Raw genomic sequence first — 18,514 nt, 5'->3', positions numbered from 1 at the left:
AATGACCAACGGTAATAGTAAAAATTTTGAGGTGATCAGAAAATACTTTAAAAATGGTTGTCTCAACCAATATGATACCTTGTTGAGTTTGCTTCACCACCGATTACCTTATTTAAAAAATGCCGGTATAATATTAAAATTGTACCAGTCAAGTGCCATTGCTGTGACAACCAATTCTAAAAATATTCAAATTAACAGTTATCAAGCAAATTACAATCATGCTATTGCAATGAAGAATTATCTTGATAAAAAAATTAGCAAATATGTTACAGGCGTATTTTTACATGGTAGTTTAGGCACAAATGAGTTGGTTCAATATAGTGACTTTGATGCATTAGTCATACTTAATCATTCTACATTTAATTCAAAGCAATCTTTAATTAATGTTGCTACAACATTAAAAAAGTCTGAAAGAATAATGCAGAAAATGGACCCCTTACAGCATCACGGATGGTTTATTCTCACTGAAAAAGAACTTGAAGATTTTCCAACCAGATATTTTCCACCTTCGTTGTTTGAGTATGCAAAATGTTTAATGGGTAATAATAGATTTCAAATTCATTTCCGGAATCAAACAAATGTTATCAAATTGCAATTATTTAAATCTTATTGCAAGCATTTGTTAAGTAATATAGATAGAATTGAGCAAAATTTAAACTATTACGAAGTTAAAAGTTTATTGAGCGGATTCATGCTTTTACCATCTGTTTACATGCAGCTAAAAAGCCCGGAAGGAGTATTCAAAAAAGATAGTTTTAATTTGCTTAAGGGTGCTTTACGTCAAGAGGAATATGAAATAATGAATCAGGTTTCAGAAATCAGAGCAAACTGGGTTTATCAGCCACCAATGTTGTATAAAATTATTCTTTCGCTGAATTCATTTGCATTAAACCATTTTTTTAAAAAGAAAGCTTCAGGTAAAATCCCGACCCCTCTCAAGAAAAAGCTACTTGATATGAGGCCGTTAATGACCACCTTTATTCAAACACTTTTAACTAAAGCAAATCATGAAGTACAAACTGATTGACAAACCACAATTTGTATCGCGTGAAATTTATAACGAAGTAACCGACAAACTCATTTCTAAACTAACTTCCAACACCAATGTGATTTCTATTTATACAATAGGGCATGTTGGAAATCCAGGAATCTCTGATATTGATATGTTAATTATTGTCAAAGATAATTGCATGTTAGCTGATAATTTCAGAGTTAATATGTCCGGACAAGAAAAATATTTATTCCTGCATCAACCCTATGCCTGCTCTGAATCAGGTTTTAAAAAAGCCGAAAAATTTTCATTCTTTCACAATTACAATCTGGTTCACGGAAAAGATATTAGAACCGCTGCGAATTTAAATACAACAGAAATTGAAATTTTAAAAAAGCAAACTGCCTTAGAGTTTCTTCTTAAAATGTATATGCAACTCTTTATTCAAAAAAAATATAAAATTTTAAGAGTACGCGATTTGCTCCTGCATGGGAAGGCATTGATTTATGATCTTGAATTTCTAAATATTTCATCGGGTAATTTATTTCTGTTAGTACAAAAAGTGATTGAATGGAGAAAAGACTGGTTCAATAAGACTCCAACGGACAATGAACTAATCGAATGGTTTGATAGTTTATTTCATGAACTACACCTTCAGTTTACTACGAATAAACTTTTTGGTGAGATTTCATTTCCGGAATCCAAAACCTATTCAATTGCAAAAAATATTAGATTAAAAGCAAGAAGCAATAATTTTAAAGTCAATCATTCTGGATTGCTTGTTCCATTTTTAAGTACTATTTCTTCTAAAAGAGGAGTTAAGATTTTAAACAAATTAAACTTATTCGAATTTGAAGTTCCTTCTTCAATAATACAAACTCCGTCAATAATAACTGAAAGGTTTGAATCGGAAGCAATGTTGCGCAGTTATGGAAGGCAATTTTTGCCCCATTTTTTACCTATGACTTCAAGTCTGCATCTAAATTAAGCTACAGAATATACAATACTTATTATCAATACATTATGTAAACAAATTGAATCTATAAAAAGCGTAAATTTGCACTCTGATTAATCGCTTTAAAATTTTCAATTTTCTTAATGTCCGCTAAAGTTGTTTGGCAAACAAAATCGCCTATTGTATTAGAATCTTTCAAACAAAAGAAGATAACTTCTATCATCAAAGGTGGTAATGTTTATAATTTTCAGGCTGCCATTGCCTTAGCAATGAAATTTGATGTTACTATTGATGAAAGTGCTATTAAACAAGACCATCATAATGTATTAAAATATTATCTACGACATCGCTTAAACACTCCACAAGCTGATGTAACTGTAAAGGAGAATTACCCTGTTGTTGTTGGTGCAATCAATAAAAACTCAAAAAATATTGCATTGATTCACCACATTGATAAAATCAACAGCGGACAATCTTATGGGCATAAGGTATTCTTTGTTGAATTATTCAGAAAACTTCGTAAAATGGATTTAGTCATAACGGTATCTGAATATTGGAAAATTTTTCTTGAAGAACACGGATGCAAGAATGTGAAGGTTATATACAATTCCTTTGTCCCTGAAGACTATAAAATAGAGCAGAATGATGTTGTAGAATTCAGAAAAAAATATTCCATACCTGATAGACCAATAGTTTATATAGGAAATGCGCATAAGCAAAAAGGAGTTTATGAAGCTTATGATGCACTGAAAGGCCTGGATGTTGAATTAATAATGACCGAGGCACAAAATATGGCTTCAGACCTCCCCGTGCGTTTTCTTTCTCTGAGCAGAAAAGAGTTTATAACCTTGTTGCATGCATCAGAGGTTGTTGTGTTAATGTCAAAGCTAATGGAAGGATGGAATAGAGTTGCCCATGAAGCACTATTATGTAATACTCCGGTTGTTGGTTCAGGCACAGGTGGCATGGGCGAACTTCTTACAAAGTCAAAACAGATAATAACAACAAATGAAGCTATAAAAGAAAATGTTGAGACAGTTTTAAAAAATAGAAATAAATATATTCATGTTGGTTACGACTATGTAAAACAGTTTGACATGAATTATTTCAATTCAACATGGCAACAAACAGTAGCAAGTTTAATAGGAAAGTAAATGTGCGGTATTAACGGAATTTTCAATTTTAATAAAGTCAATATCGGTGACGAGAACGCACTTATAAGTTTGATGAATGACACTATCAGTCATCGTGGCCCAGATGATAGCGGAATTTCTGAAATCAATCAACGATTATTTTTTGGTCACAGGCGACTTAGCATTATTGATCTTTCAAAAGCAGGTCACCAGCCAATGCGAAATGATGCCGGCTATGAAATTGTTTTCAATGGTGAAATTTATAATTATGCGGAGTTAAAAAAGTATTTACCTGATTATAAATTTAAATCGGACAGCGATACAGAAGTAATACTTGGGCTCTATGAAACTTTTGGAGAAAACTGCCTTCAATATCTGAATGGAATGTTTGCCTTTGCTATTTGGGACCCAAAGAAGGAACAACTATTTTTAGCAAGAGACCGTTCTGGAAAAAAACCATTATACTATTCTTTTCAAAATGGTGTATTTGCCTTTTCTTCAGAGGTAAAAGCATTGTTAAAACTACCCTTTATCAAAACAGAATTAGATGAAGAAGCATTCTATCACTTCTTAACATTTAATGTATTGGCTCCACCAATGACTATGTTCAGAAACATTAAAAAGTTTCATCCTGCACATAGTATGATAATTGAAAGGACAGGACATTTCAAATACCAATCATATTGGAATATTGAATATAGTGATTATAGAAACCTTTCGGAAGAAGAATTAAAAGAGCAAACTCTTGAACGTTTGCGAAAATCGGTTCAGTATAGAATGGTTGCCAATGTTCATGTTGGAGCCTTTTTAAGCGGTGGTGTTGACTCAAGTGCATTAGTAGCCATGATGTCTAAAATGACAAATCAGCCCATTAAAACCTACTCTATCGGATTTGAAGATCAGCCCGATTTTGACGAACTTGAACATGCAAGAAAAGTATCGCAGGAATTCGGAACACAACACTTTGAAAAGACTGTAAACCCTGATGAATTTAAAAATTTTCTACCAAAGATTGTAGATATATTTGATGAGCCATTAGCAGATCCGACTTGTGTTCCTATATATTTCATATCGCAAAAGGCAAGACAGGAAGGTACTATTGTTGTACTAACAGGTGATGGAAGCGATGAAATTTTTGCAGGCTATCGTAATCATTTAAAATATATTCACAACTACAAAACTTTTGACAAATTCAGTAAGCTGCCAACAGGTCTGAAAAAATTTATTTCCGGAACTTATTCGCTGATAAATTCCAACTCTCCATTAAATGAAATGTTAAGTCGCGCAGCACAGAATCAGGAATTTTACTGGAGCAGTGCAAGAAGTTTTAAAGAATCCGTTAAAAACAAATACCTACATCCTGAATTTCGTAATAGGCATCAAAATCTTAATTCCTATTCTGTGATTGATGCATTTAAGAAAGAATATAACGCTATTAAAAAACCATTTCACGATCATATTGACTGGATGTGCTTTATGGGTTTTAAGTTTACTGACCCACACTGGTATCTCTATCGTGGTGATAAGCTAGGTATGGCACATTCTATTGAACTTCGTTCACCATTTCTTGATTACGAATTTGTCAATTTCGCACTATCAATTCCCGGTAGTATGAAAGTTAAAAACAATGAGCCGAAGTACATTCTGAAAAAATCACTCGAGTCTATTTTATCAAAAGATGTACTATACAGAAAGAAAATGGGCTTCTGTTTACCACTAAAAAAATGGGGAAGTGAAATAATGACTGATTATGTAGAATCAAACTATGTGGAGTTTTGTAAAAATTTTCCGTTACTTAATCAGGAAGGTTTAAAACAAATATTAGATAACGTCAAAGGTGGCAGTGAAAAATCAGTTAATGATTTATGGACAGCATACTTTTTAATTTCATGGTTTAAAAAATGGATGCATGCGTGAAGTAAAAAAAGTTCTTATAGTTACCAATGTCCCACAGGATTATAGGATTGCAATGTTCAATGCATTGAATCTATTGTTGCAAAAAGAAAATATTCAGTTTAAAGTTGCATTTGGTGCAGATGGGTATAAACGCAGGAAATCGAAACTTGATTTCAGCAAAATGAAATTCGATTATACAATACTGAAATCAACTAAGTTTACATTTGGATCTACTGAAAACACTATGTTTACCTATCCCGGATTATTAAAGTTACATCGTGAATATAAGCCTGACATTACTTTTGTGATTGGCTATAGCCCGGCAACTATTAAACTCTGGTTCTATTCCTTCTTTCTGAATATAAATTATTTTATCTGGTCAGGTTCTGTTAACTTTAAAGGCCGGAAAGACTCAACATTAAGAAAAATATTAAGAATGATTTTAGTTCGGAGAGCTAAAGGATTTATTGCTTATGGAACAAAAGCTAAAGAATATCTTAGCTATCTTGGCGCACCTGAGAAAAAAATACATATAGCAATTAATACTGTTGACACTCATTTTTTTAATGAAATAGCTAAGAAAAGAATAAATAGAAAGACTAACCAAATCAAACAATTACTTTATCTGGGTTATTTAACTCCCGGTAAAAAAATAGATGATCTAATAAAAACCATCAATGAATTGCAGAAGCTCAGAAATGACTTTTCTCTTCGTATAATTGGTGATGGTCCTGCTGCTGACAGTTTAAAAACCTTGACTAAGGAATTGGAATTAGAGAACACTATCATATTTGAAGGTTTTAAGCAAAAGTCTGACCTTCCACCCTATCTGGAACAGACAGATTGTTTTCTGTTTCAAACCGGATGCGATATTTGGGGATTGGTATTGAATGAGGCAATGGCTTCGGGGCTTCCTTGTATTGTTTCACCTAATGCAGGTGCTGCACGCGATTTAATTTTTGATACTAAGAATGGTGTAATTTTGGATTTTGGATTTCATCATGATGCTGCCATTCGAATTAACGAACTATTAAACGATGAAGCTTTACTTCAAAAAATGGGAGTTGAAGCCAATGAGTTTATTGAAGCCAATGTAACTGCAGAAAGAAGTGCCAAAGGATTTATGTCCGCAATAAAACAATACTGTCAAAATGCTTGATTTTTATTTGACGCTTGCATCGTATTTCGGATTAGCCACACTTGTAATAGTTGGGCTTTTCTTCAATCGTCATTTCTTTTTAACACTCTTTTTAGTAAAACCATTTATTGACATGACTGTAAATGTCAATATTATCGGGGAATTTAATGCGCTTGAAATTTCAGGAGTCTTCTCTGCGCTTATACTATTAATCAAATATCTAAACAAGCCAATTTCCTATCCTACCTATAATGAGATTTGGATTTGGATATTTATCGGATTACAGATATTCGCTTTTTTTATTAATGTATCTGTTGATACCAGATCTATTTTTATAAGCACAAAAGTTTATCTGAAAATGCTGAACTCTTATTTGATTTACTTTATGGCAGCAATAGAGATATTTGAGAATTTTAAGAAAAGAGTCAATTTAATAAAGATTATATGGCTAACAACTTTATTTGCAGGTGTTATAACGATACTTGTATTTGCATTAGGGTTATCAAACTTTGACACAACACGTGGTGTTGTCAGATATAATGGCTTGTATAATGACCCGGGTACACCTTCCTATCTTTCTGTAATTTGCTTGTTGTTTTGCAATTTGTATTTTTCAATTGAACAAAAAAAGCTAAATCACTTTTTCAGGTTTCTGAAAATCCTTACATTAGGAGTAACAGCAGTCATCTTGGTTATTACCATGACAAAAAGTGCGTTACTCATGTTTTTAATTTATGTTATAATGTGGTATGGAATTTATGAAAAGCATATGTTCCTTATAGTCCCGGCATTAGTCATTTCTATTTATTTTTCTTTCAACCTTTCAGATGACCTTAATACACGTTTTGAAACTGAAATTAACTATGTTGATTCAGGTGGCGATGCAGATGCTGCTAAGTCGGTAGGTACTGGTAGGGTTAACCGATGGGAGACCTTATTTGATGTTTACTTTAATGAGCTAGGTCCGATTAATCAGCTTTTTGGAACTTCAAAACATTGGATGGCCCATAATCAATACATTGCTTATTTAATGCAGGTCGGCATTGTTGGTCTGACTATATTTTTGATATTCCTTATCCGCTTTATAGTAAAACTGTTTAGTATTTATCATAAAACGCATAATCCTACTGTTTTTGCAGCATACACTCTATTAATCATGTATGTATTTTATGCATTTACAGGTCACCCGTTTGATTACACTACTTTACTTTGGTACTTAATGATTCTACTTTCAATGATTAATGTTTATGACGTACATCAACTTAGATTGAAGCATCAAAAGATTAAGGAGCTAAATGAACGAAATCTCATATTAAACAAAACAACATATTTAAAAAGAAATAGATGAAAAATGTACTTATTACCGGAGCAGCTGGATTTATTGGTTCACATCTTACCGAACAATGTGTAGAAGCCGGCTATAATGTCAAGGCATTTGTCAGATATAATTCAAAATCAAATTATGGCTGGCTTGAAGGCTCTAAATACAGCAATCAAATAGAATTTATAACTGGTGATATCAGAGATTATGATAGTGTACATCATGCCGTTAAAGGTTGCGATACGGTCTTTCATTTAGCAGCATTAATTGGTATTCCATATAGCTATGTTTCTCCTATGGCTTATATTAAAACGAATGTTGAAGGAACCTATAATATTGTTCAATCATGTCGTGAACATGCAACAGAAAATGTTCTGGTAACATCAACAAGTGAAACGTATGGCACTGCTCAATATATTCCTATTGATGAAAAGCATCCTTTGGTTGGCCAGTCACCATATTCTGCATCAAAAATTGGGGCTGACCAAATTGCCTTAAGCTATTTCCTTTCTTTTAACACTCCTGTAAAAATTGTAAGGCCATTCAATACTTATGGCCCACGTCAAAGTGCACGTGCTGTTATTCCAACCATCATCACTCAATTACTCAGTGGCAAAAGTGATATTAAGTTAGGGCATATCACTCCGACCAGAGATCTTACTTTTGTAAAAGACACTGCAAATGGATTTATCACAATAGCACAATCATCAAAATTTACAGGATCTGTTACAAACATTGGCATGAACAATGAAATCAGTGTTGGAGATCTGGCAAAACTAATTGCAGACATGATGGGAAAAAAAATAAATATTATTACAGATGCACAACGTGTTCGTCCTGATAACAGTGAAGTTGAGCGTCTTTACTGCGACAACACCAAGCTTGTTACCAACAGTAACTGGAAACCAGCATACAATATTCAATCAGGATTAAAAGAAACTATTGACTTTCTCGAAAAGCATTTGCATCTTTACAAACCTGATATTTACAATGTTTAATTTTAAGATATGATAGCAGTATTATTAGCAGGAGGAAAAGGTACACGGTTGGCACCTTTTACAATTAGTTTACCCAAACCTTTAATGCCTGTTGGCAACAGACCAATTTTAGAAATATTAATCAAACAACTAAAAGACGCTGGTGTAACCAAGGTTGTTATTTGCGTTGGTTATCTTGAATCTTTAATCCGTTCCTATTTTGGTGACGGATCAAAGTTTGGTGTAGAAATAATTTATTCTAGTGAAACAGAACCTTTAGGAACTGCCGGCCCGATGAAACTTATTGAATCTTATTTAACAGATTCTTTCTTCTTTATGAATGGCGATTTGTTTACAGATATTGATCTTGAAGAAATGTTTAAATTTCATAAAGACAATAAAGCGGTTGCTACAATTGGTTTGACTCGCAGAACTGTTGATATTGATTTTGGTGTAATAAAAATTGATCAAACCAATGAATTTACTGAATGGAAAGAAAAACCCACTTTGGAATATTTAGTAAGTATGGGGATTTATGTTTTTGAACCTGCCGTTTTAAAATATTTACCTGACGGCTTCTTTAACGTTCCTGATTTAATTGTAAAACTCCATGAGGCAAAGGAAAGTGTAAAAGGATATCATTACAAAGGAAATTGGTTGGATATTGGCCGTCTGGAAGATTATCAGCGTGCCTGCCAGCAGATGGAAGCAATTGAGAAAAAATTAAATGGCTAATAATACAATTGCAATAACCGGTGCCGGTGGCTTTCTGGGTAAAGCATTAACAGCTTTATTAAAAAAAAATAATTTTGAAGTAATTTGTATTTCAAGATCCACCGGTGTTGATATTACAAAAGCCGAAACATTAAATGCAATTCCGGATTTTAATTGCCTGATACATCTTGCAGCTCATACTTTTGTTCCTGACTCCTATAATAATACAGCTGCATTTTTCTCTATTAATATAAACGGAACTCTCAATGCACTTGAGTTATGTAAGCAACGTAATGCAAGGTTTATTTTTTCAGGTTCGTATGTTTATGGTCAGCCAAACTACCTGCCTGTTGACGAGAATCATCCAATAAATATGTGGAACCCTTATGCCTCAAGTAAAATTATTTGTGAGCAGTTGTGTCATGTTTACAATAAAGAGTTTCAGGTTCCGGTTGATATTTTACGAATTTTTAATATTTATGGTCCAGGCCAGAATGCTTCTTTTTTAATTCCAAAAATCATTGAAGGTGTTTTTAAAGGTCAGTTAAATCTTGAAACACTTACACCTAAACGTGATTTTGTTTACGTACATGATGTCTGCAATGCTTTTCTGCAATGTTTGTTAATTCATTCAGAAGACCACACATTTAATATTTATAATATTGGCAGCGGTAGCAGTTACAGTGTGCAACAAATAATTGATAAAGTAATTTCATTTGCTGCATTAAATCCAACCATAACATGTAATGAGAAAAAGCGTGCTGTAGAAGTTGAAGACGTGAAAGCTGATTTCTCTAAAATTAAGCGTGAAAAAAAATGGCATCCTTCTGTTTCATTTGATCAGGGACTAAAAGATATGATTGAAATTTACAGGAAAGAGAATGGATTATAACATACCATTCTTAAACTGTTATTCTTTCAGCAACAATAAAAGTGCAAGCATAGCTGTTGTTTTCATCAGTGGCAACTTCTTTTCTTGATTTAATTTCCCATTGCTTCCAATTAATTTCAGGAAAAAAAACATTCCCATTAAATTGATGATGTATTAGTGTGATATAAAGTTTATTCGCATGATGCATTGATTGCTTAAACACTTGACCACCACCAATTATAAAAAGTTCTTTCTCTCCCGCTTTTCTTGCTATCTCTATAGCTTCTTCAATACTGGAAATCACACTAGCACCGGGAAATTGTACTTTTGAATTTGAAACAATTAAGTTTGTTCTGCCTTTCAGTGGCCTGAATTTTTCCGGAATACTCTCATAATTTTTTCTACCCGTTAGAATATAATGCCCCATTGTTGTATCTTTAAAATACTTCATGTCCACAGGTAAATGCCATGGCAAATCATTGTTCTCAGATCCTATTAAGCGGTTCTGATCCATTGCGGCAATTATTGAAATAATCATATTCTTAAATTGCCACCTGTGCCTTTATTGCAGGATATGGCTGATAATCCGAAAAGTAAAAATCTTCAAACTTAAACTTAAAAATATCCTTCACCAACGGATTCATTTGTAGTGTAGGCAAAGCATTCGGTGTGCGCGAAAGTTGAAGTTCCACCTGTTCAAAATGATTGGAATAAATGTGCGCATCACCAAGTGTGTGAATAAACTCACCTACCTCCAATTGACAAACTTGCGCAATCATGTGCACTAATAAAGCATAAGAAGCAATGTTGAAAGGTACACCCAGAAAAATATCAGCACTACGTTGATAAAGCTGGCATGACAATTTTTTATTGGCTACATAAAACTGAAAAAGTATGTGGCAAGGTGGTAATGCCATTTTTGAAATATCTGCAACATTCCATGCACTCACAAGCATCCTGCGTGAATCGGGATTGTTTTTAATCGTGTCAATTAATGTACTTATCTGATCTATTTCTTTACCATCAGGAGTTGACCATGAACGCCATTGATGGCCATAGACAGGACCTAAATTTCCTTTGGCATCTGCCCACTCATCCCATATTGAAACACCATGCTGTTTTAGATATTCAATATTTGTTTCACCCTGCAAAAACCATAACAACTCATGTATGATTGACTTGGTGTGTAGCTTTTTAGTTGTTATTAGTGGAAAACCTTTCTTCAAATCGAATCGCATCTGATAACCAAAAACACTTTTAGTTCCTGTACCGGTACGGTCAGATTTTTCAACACCATTGGTCATTACATGCCTGAGTAATTCGTGATATTGATTCATTTTAAAATAAACAATTTATAGGCTTCAAAATTAAAATAAACAAATTGATATCATGCCTGAACAAATACCCTATGAGGTTGTTTTTATTCACAATGTCACAAAGGATATTTGATATGTTTTTCGCCAGTATCAGTTAATATTTGTAAAGCAAAACAGCCGTTAAAGTCACCAACTGACTTTAACGGCTGTTTTGTTACTATACGTTATATTTTTACATAAACCTATCTTAACAAAGTAACTGTTCCATTAAAATCATGTCGCTTACCTCCTTTATTGGTTACGCTAAGTGTATAAACATAAGTTCCTTGTGGTGCTATGTCCCCTTTGCCATTAGAGCCATCCCATGGTTTAGATGGAGAATCTGACTGGAACAGCATTTGACCCCATCGGTTAAAAATACGCAGGTTAAATCCTGTATATTCCATTGAAAAGCCAGGGTCAAAGAACACTTCATTGCGTCCATCACCATTAGGTGTAAATGCATTTGGCAACCAGAATGGATTAATTATGATGATTTCCTGAGTTTCATCTTTACAACCTGAAATATTTTCAACCATCAACTTAACAGGAAATTCTCCAATCTCCGGAAAATAGTGTGTAACGTTCTGGTCGTACAAGGTATCTCCTTCACCAAAAACCCATTTCCAGCTTACTGCATAAGCAGACTGGTCAGTGAAACTTATTGGTCCGTTAAAAATATTTGTTACCATTGGGTTTGCTGTAAACTGTGCAACAGGTAATGGATAGAAAATTACTTCTACTTGTTTCTCCACAGAATCTTTACAACCAAATGGATTGGTAACAATCAACTGTACATTATAAGTACCCGGTTGACTATAAATATGAGAAGGATTAACTTCATTAGAAACTGCATTTTCACCAAGGCTCCATTGGAATGTAGCGCCCGGCTGATACAACGACTGATTGAAATAGTTAACTCTTGGCACCTGACAAGTTTTACTTGTATCATTTGTAAAGTTAACAACAGGAATTGGATGGGCTATAAAGGTAAAAGGTGGTGATGTTTTTTTACAGCCGTTGTTATCCGTCACAGCAACAGTATAAGTACCTGTAGTTGTTACAGTGGTTGTACTTGCAGTAGTTGTATTTGACCATTGATAAGCCTGATAAGGTAATGTTGTTGAAAGAACAGAAGGTGTACCTTCACAAACCTGATTCACGCCTGTAATCACAGGCTGAGGTAACGGATTAACAGTAATATTTGCCAAACCACTAATTTGTGTACCTGGGCAATTATTATCACTTATTGCAGTCAGATTATAAGATGTTGTTGTTGTTGGGCTAAGATTCAAAGTTAATGGATTTTGTGATGTTGTTCCATTGTTAATCTGTCCTGTAACATTATTCTGATAACTGTAATTAAATGGAGCGGTTCCAATAAATTGAATCTGTATTGGAGCTATTTCATTTATACATATTACCGGATTGCCTGAAATAACTGCTTGTGGCAATTCATGAACAGTAACCGTTGTTGATCCTGTTGCTGAAGTTTTACAACCTAACAATCCTGTTACCACTCCAGACAATGTATAAGTTGTTGTTGTTGTTGGTGAAACGGGAATTGTCAAAGTATTTCCTGTGGATGTTACAGGGAAGTTTGATGTTCCATCATTGTAAGTTACATTATAAGGCCCATTTGCAGTAAAGTTTAGGGTAATGCTTCCTGTATTTCCATTACACAATGAAGGTGTTGCTGTTGTGATGGTAGCTGTTGGATTATCCAACACTTTAACTCCTATACTTTGATTAATTACTGCAGGGCAGTTATTATCCGAAATGTTTGTCAGCACATATGATGTATTGCTTTGAGGCGCTACATAGAATGTATGTGGATTTGAAGTTGCATTAGAAACTCCTTGACCCTGTAACTGATAAGTAAATGGTGCTGTCCCTGTAAATTGAATTGACAATTGAGTACTATCGCCTTTACAGATTGAATCTTTTGCTGTTGTAATTACTGCCTGCGGAATAGCATTAACTGTAATTAACGCATTACCTGAAGCCGGTCCATTACATCCATTTCCAGTAACTGTTGCAGGCAAAGTATAATTTGTATTGGCTGTTGGGCTCACAGGAATTGTCACAGAATTGCTATTGGTTGTAAATGGACCCATGGTAGTTCCACCTGCTAAATAAGAATAGTTATAAGGTGCTTCTCCCGTAAAATTAATAGTGAGGTTTGTAGAGCCACCACTGCATATTGCATTGGTTCCACTAATAGCTGCTGTAGGCAGCGGTGTAACCTTCATATAAACTGATTGATTGATATTGCTGTTTGAACAGTTTGCATCAGAAATACTTGTTGACAGAATATAGGTAGTATTAACAGTGGGTGCAACAGGAATAGATACAGAGTCAACCGGAGAGGATAGGCTTCCTGATGAAGTTCCATTAGTTGTATAGCTGTAATCGAACGGTGGTGTTCCCCCAAACTTTACTGCAATGAATGATGCTGTGCCTAAACAAATAGTATCATTACCAAACAATGTGGCAGTAGGTTTAGGATTAACTTTTACAACTGAAGATCCATTTAAAGATGTTCCTGCGCAAAATTGGTCGTTAATACTAACAGGTGTATAAGTTGTTGTACCTACTGGAGGACTCACCGATACAGTTAATGGATTTGTACTTGTTGTTCCATTCACATTAGATGTTCCATTAAAATAGCTGTAGTTAAAAGGTGCTGTACCTGTAAATGCAATGTTGAAGGTTGCAGATGTACTTTCACATATAATTGGATTGCCGCTAATGGTCATTGTTGGCAACGGGTTTACAGTAATTGTTGTAGTTGCCGGATTGACAGGTGCATTACAACCATACATGCTATTGACGTTTCCAACTAATGAATATGTTGTGTTAACTGTTGGTGAAACCGGAATTACAATAGAATTTGTATTGCTTACTACAGGTGTGTTCACAGTTCCGTTTGAGTAGGCTGTAGTGAAAGGTCCGTTACCTGTAAAGCTTATGGTAATGCTTCCGCTGGAACCTACACATAAATTTGGAGTAGTTGTTGAAAGTGTTGCTGTCGGTAAATTCAGCACAGTAACTTTTATTTGCTGGCTTGTTGTATTTGAACAAAGCTGATCATTTACCTTAACCAATGTGTAATTTGTAGTAGTTGTTGGATTAACATTAATTGTAACAGGATTGGTGGCCGCATTCTGAACTGCTTGTCCTTGCAACTGATAACTGAATGGGGCTGTACCTGTGAACTGAATTGTTAAGTTAGTGGCATTGCCATTACAAATGGTATCGTTATTCGTTGTAAATGTTGCTGTTGGCAATGGTCTTACAGTGACACTACCAATGCCATTGACACTTCCTTTACAAACTCCGCTAAACACAGAATCAAGTTGAAATGTTGTTGTAGCTGTTGGACTAACTACAACTTTATATGGATTATTGCTGGTCGTAATTGGACCAAAAGTGTTGCCTAATCCATCTTTATAATAGAATGTCCAAGGTGCATTGCCTGTAGTGAAGTTTACCAGCAAGGTATCATTTTCTCCAGTACAGATTGTTTTATTCCCGCTAATTGATGCCTGAGGTAATGCATTAACCGTCACTATGGCTGTTGCCGGATTAGTATTATTAGAACACTTTGCATCATTTATTGTAGCACTTAGTGAATAGGTAGTCGTTGCACCCGGTGTAACATTAAATGTATATGGATTTGTTGAGGTATTAAAATTAATTGTTCCGCCCGTACTTGCAACACAGCTTCCTGTAAATGGACCTGTTCCGGTAAAATTGATTGTTAATGTAGCTTGTTGTCCCGCACATACTGTTGTTGTTCCGGAAAGAACTGCAGTAGGCAATTGATTTACTGTTACAGAAACAGTATCATTAATATTTGTCTTACTGCAAAATGCGTCTGTTACTGTTGTTACTATATAATTTGTGTTACTGATTGGATGTACATAAAAATAATATGGATTGGCAGTGGCATTTATATTTGCCGGTGCACCAGCATTGGTTACCAAACCAAATGTGTATGGGGCACCATTACCTGTAAAACTAACCTGCATCCGCACACTGTCATTCTTACAAATTGTTGCATTGGTAACACTTGAAATGTTAGCAGACGGAATTGCTTTTACAGCAACAACAACGCTATTTGCAATAGTACCTGGACAAAACTTGCCTGAACTGGTAAAATTTTGGAACGAATAAGTAGTGGTTGAACTTGGTGATACACTTAGTGTAATAAATGATGCAGCAGTATTTACTGGTGTTAAAACTCCTGTTGAGTTGTCTTTAATATTGCCAACGAAAGGACCTGTTCCGGTAAAATCAACACGAATAACTGTTGAACTGCCGCTACAGATAGTATCATTTCCTGTAATGGACATGGTAGCATTTGGCACAGGAAGAACAACAATTTTTCTAGTTCCTGTAACTGTTCCCGGACATGCATCCTTAACACTAAATAATGTGTATGTTGTTGTGGCAGCTGGCGAAACATTTATTGAAACAGGGTTTGAAGCTGTAGTTGCTGTAATATCAGGACCTGTGCTGCTTTTAACAACATATTGCCAAGGCCCTGTACCTGTAAATGAAAGTGATATGGTTGAACCTCCTCCATTACAGATGGTATCATTTGCAGTATTTACAACACTTGCAGTTGGCAATGCTTTAATTGTTGCATTTGCACTACCACTCACAGTGCCTGCGCATGCACCCATTACAGAATTGAGAGTATAGTTAAAATTACAATTAACAGGCACTCGTATTATTACCGGTGATGAATTGGCTACAGCATTTACAACTGTTGTTCCAACACAGCCCGGACCGGGAACATTATAGCTATAAGTATAAGGCGCACCTCCTGCAAAATTAAATTGAAGATTGACGCTATCACCGGGGCAAACACTACTTGTACCCGAAATTGCAATATTTGCAGTAGGACCCGGTGTTAAAGTTACAACGTGTGATGGGGTCGTACTCGTACACCCACTGGGACTTTGTGTGATGACGGCAGAATAACTTCCGGCAGCACATGCAGTAATACTTGATGTTGTTGCACCATTACTCCATAAATAAGAAGTTGTAAAACATGCAGGACTTGGATTTGCAGATGCCGTTATATTGACACAATTGGGTGGACAAAGATTTGTTGGTCCTGCCGGTGAAATATTTGCTACGAATCTATTATCTATTACTCTCTTTATGACATTTGATTTTGAGACACATCTGGTAATTGTAGGTGTTGGAATAATGATAAGTGTATCATCAATGGATACATAATATTTCACACTATCACGACATACTGTTTTAGAAAAAGGATCGGTATAACTAGCAGTAGGCCAAAGATTAGGTACTGTTGCAATTTGAACAGGAGATGAGCCAATGGGATGTTCCCGATAAATTTTATAGACTAATCCTGCTGACCCGGGATATGCATGCTTAAATAAAGAATTCCAATTTAATTGTGTTTCACAGTTGACAATAGTGCTGCTGACAAACATGGTACTGATAGTGTCAGAAGCGACAGAAATGCTATCACCATTACACAAAGACTTTGTTTTGACATAAAAATAAACAGGAGCATTATTTGCATTTGCACCAATTAATGTATTCAGCTGTGTTGCCGTAATTGTATCACCTTTTTGTTTGTAAAAATCTTTGTTTCCTGCAACTGAATCAACCAATGTGTAGGGACCAGCATAATTATTTGATGCATAAATCTGATAAGAATTGAATACATGATGTGTATCAAGCTGATTTACCACACCGGGTGTTTCCCAATAAAGACCCACATCACCAGCAGTATTTAAAACGGAAGCCCCTCGAACATGTGGTGGTTCTAATGGTTTGGATTGAATTACTGTAACACTTATTGTAATCGTACTTATGGCAGGTGCAGGGCAATAGTTATCTTGTGCTTTTATGATAAAATAATAGGTGTTTCTTTCGCGCAAACACCCCGAGGGTTTAATAATATGATCGCACGTAGTGACCCATTCAAAATTGATAAAAGCTGCTAAAGGTGAAATTACGGGTGTAAGCTTATCTAATTTGGCACATGGTGGATATTGACACCCGCTATTGGTATTTATAGGGGTTCCAAACTGATCTCCATAGGCATCAATTCTAATGGTTTGAAATGCAGCTCCGGAACCAATGTTCTTTTGAAAATCCGTAGCATCTATCCTGAACCTGACAGTATCACCAACATGAACCGTTGTATCTTTCAAAGTTCCACCTGCAAACGGTAAATTAATGGCAGGCGGAAGATTAATTGTTGGTGGATTTTGTACAAAACAATTAGTCGTTAGCACAACCCCATAATCCCTGAAGATTTCTGCAACTTTTTGATTACATTTATAAGCCGTAACTTTTAAACAAGTAGCAAAATTTCCGGTTACTCCAGAAGCTGTAGTCACAAAAAAAGTAATCTCGCCCGACTGATGATTCATGGTAACATTACCGGGCAACTGACTATTAACCGTATAAGGGGGTGTAAAATTTATTATTGGTGCATTGAAGGCTGCAGGTGGTGCTGAAGATGGTTGTTCTAATGGATAAGTCCAATCGCTATAAAGTGAATCCAATTCAGGATCTACTGCTGTTGGGTTATAGGTATATGGATAACCAATACAGATATAGGTATTGGGTCTTTCTTTGAAAAATGGTGATGAGTCATAGCATGGATTCATATTCTGACCATTATATGGATACATCACCGCTCTGATGGTGAAGCCTCCAGCACCAACAATATTTGCTAACGGATTTCTACAACAATCATCAATAGCAAAAACCCATCCTGTTGCAGGAGGTGTTCCATTTAAAAATACAGGGTTGGTTTTCATAATAAATTCCTGAGTAGCTCCGGCAGCAGGATTTGCACATGTGAAACCACAGCCTGTGGGACTTAAATCAGTTACTACCATTAACGCAGGATTAATTGGAATTGACGTTACTAATGGATTTCCATAAACCTGAATTGCTGAAGGTGGAGTAAATGGAATCCCATTACAATCTCTGTAAACCTTTAAAGTAAATTGAAATTTTCCTATATCTGGTCCAGACTTAATGCAGGTCCAAGTGATTTCACCACCAAAAAGGTGACTTGCTTTGACATTCAATGTAGATAGCGTACAGAATATCAAAAGTGTTAAAATGTGTTTTCGTATCATAGCTTCAATAAATTTGTT

Annotated in this window: 12 protein-coding genes; 9 read left to right on the top strand and 3 right to left on the bottom strand. The window is 35.1% G+C overall.

All coding sequences use genetic code 11. The features are described from left to right. The first annotated feature begins 1 nt into the window (after window position 1). From V9G42_09095 to V9G42_09055, 9 genes are all read left to right on the top strand, one after another. On the top strand, window positions 2-1,027 hold the full coding sequence (locus tag V9G42_09095) for a nucleotidyltransferase domain-containing protein (GenBank protein MEI2759567.1): 1,026 nt from the start codon (window positions 2-4) through the stop codon (window positions 1,025-1,027). After that, window positions 1,008-1,979 carry a hypothetical protein gene (locus V9G42_09090; protein ID MEI2759566.1) on the top strand — a complete coding sequence of 324 codons (972 nt, stop codon included), beginning with the start codon at window positions 1,008-1,010 and terminating at the stop codon, window positions 1,977-1,979. Before V9G42_09095 ends, V9G42_09090 begins: the two co-directional genes overlap by 20 nt. 110 nt (window positions 1,980-2,089) lie before the next feature. Further along, the gene (locus tag V9G42_09085; GenBank protein MEI2759565.1) at window positions 2,090-3,100 is read left to right on the top strand and encodes a glycosyltransferase family 4 protein; all 1,011 of its coding nucleotides are present in this window, start codon (window positions 2,090-2,092) and stop codon (window positions 3,098-3,100) included. Continuing rightward, window positions 3,101-4,996: an asparagine synthase (glutamine-hydrolyzing) gene (asnB, locus tag V9G42_09080; protein ID MEI2759564.1), complete on the top strand. Its 1,896-nt coding sequence runs from the start codon at window positions 3,101-3,103 to the stop codon at window positions 4,994-4,996. After that, window positions 4,989-6,134 (top strand): glycosyltransferase family 4 protein, encoded by a 1,146-nt coding sequence (locus tag V9G42_09075; protein MEI2759563.1) that lies wholly within the window; start codon window positions 4,989-4,991, stop codon window positions 6,132-6,134. The genes asnB and V9G42_09075 overlap by 8 nt, the downstream gene beginning before the upstream one ends. Next, window positions 6,127-7,461 carry a hypothetical protein gene (locus V9G42_09070; GenBank protein MEI2759562.1) on the top strand — a complete coding sequence of 445 codons (1,335 nt, stop codon included), beginning with the start codon at window positions 6,127-6,129 and terminating at the stop codon, window positions 7,459-7,461. The genes V9G42_09075 and V9G42_09070 overlap by 8 nt, the downstream gene beginning before the upstream one ends. Then, window positions 7,458-8,432: an NAD-dependent 4,6-dehydratase LegB gene (locus V9G42_09065; GenBank protein MEI2759561.1), complete on the top strand. Its 975-nt coding sequence runs from the start codon at window positions 7,458-7,460 to the stop codon at window positions 8,430-8,432. Before V9G42_09070 ends, V9G42_09065 begins: the two co-directional genes overlap by 4 nt. Window positions 8,433-8,441: 9 nt before the next feature. Then, entirely contained in the window at window positions 8,442-9,146 is a 705-nt protein-coding gene (locus V9G42_09060; protein MEI2759560.1) for a sugar phosphate nucleotidyltransferase, read from the top strand. After that, on the top strand, window positions 9,139-10,017 hold the full coding sequence (locus V9G42_09055; GenBank protein ID MEI2759559.1) for an NAD-dependent epimerase/dehydratase family protein: 879 nt from the start codon (window positions 9,139-9,141) through the stop codon (window positions 10,015-10,017). Before V9G42_09060 ends, V9G42_09055 begins: the two co-directional genes overlap by 8 nt. Window positions 10,018-10,027: 10 nt before the next feature. On the opposite strand, the gene V9G42_09050 is transcribed toward V9G42_09055, so the two are convergent. The 3 genes from V9G42_09050 to V9G42_09040 all read right to left on the bottom strand — a co-directional run bounded on the left by V9G42_09050 (window position 10,028) and on the right by V9G42_09040 (window position 18,496). Beyond that, window positions 10,028-10,534 carry a dihydrofolate reductase gene (locus V9G42_09050; GenBank protein MEI2759558.1) on the bottom strand — a complete coding sequence of 169 codons (507 nt, stop codon included), beginning with the start codon at window positions 10,532-10,534 and terminating at the stop codon, window positions 10,028-10,030. 4 nt (window positions 10,535-10,538) lie between these two features. Beyond that, window positions 10,539-11,333: a thymidylate synthase gene (locus V9G42_09045; GenBank protein MEI2759557.1), complete on the bottom strand. Its 795-nt coding sequence runs from the start codon at window positions 11,331-11,333 to the stop codon at window positions 10,539-10,541. Window positions 11,334-11,554: 221 nt separating this feature from the next. Continuing rightward, window positions 11,555-18,496: a PKD domain-containing protein gene (locus tag V9G42_09040; protein ID MEI2759556.1), complete on the bottom strand. Its 6,942-nt coding sequence runs from the start codon at window positions 18,494-18,496 to the stop codon at window positions 11,555-11,557. Between the last annotated feature and the right edge of the window lie 18 nt (window positions 18,497-18,514).

This window comes from Bacteroidia bacterium (assembly GCA_037045145.1).
Taxonomy (GTDB): Bacteria; Bacteroidota; Bacteroidia; order AKYH767-A; family OLB10; genus OLB10.
Note: the sequence above shows the minus strand (reverse complement) of the source record. Positions and strands in the feature narration are given on the sequence as shown.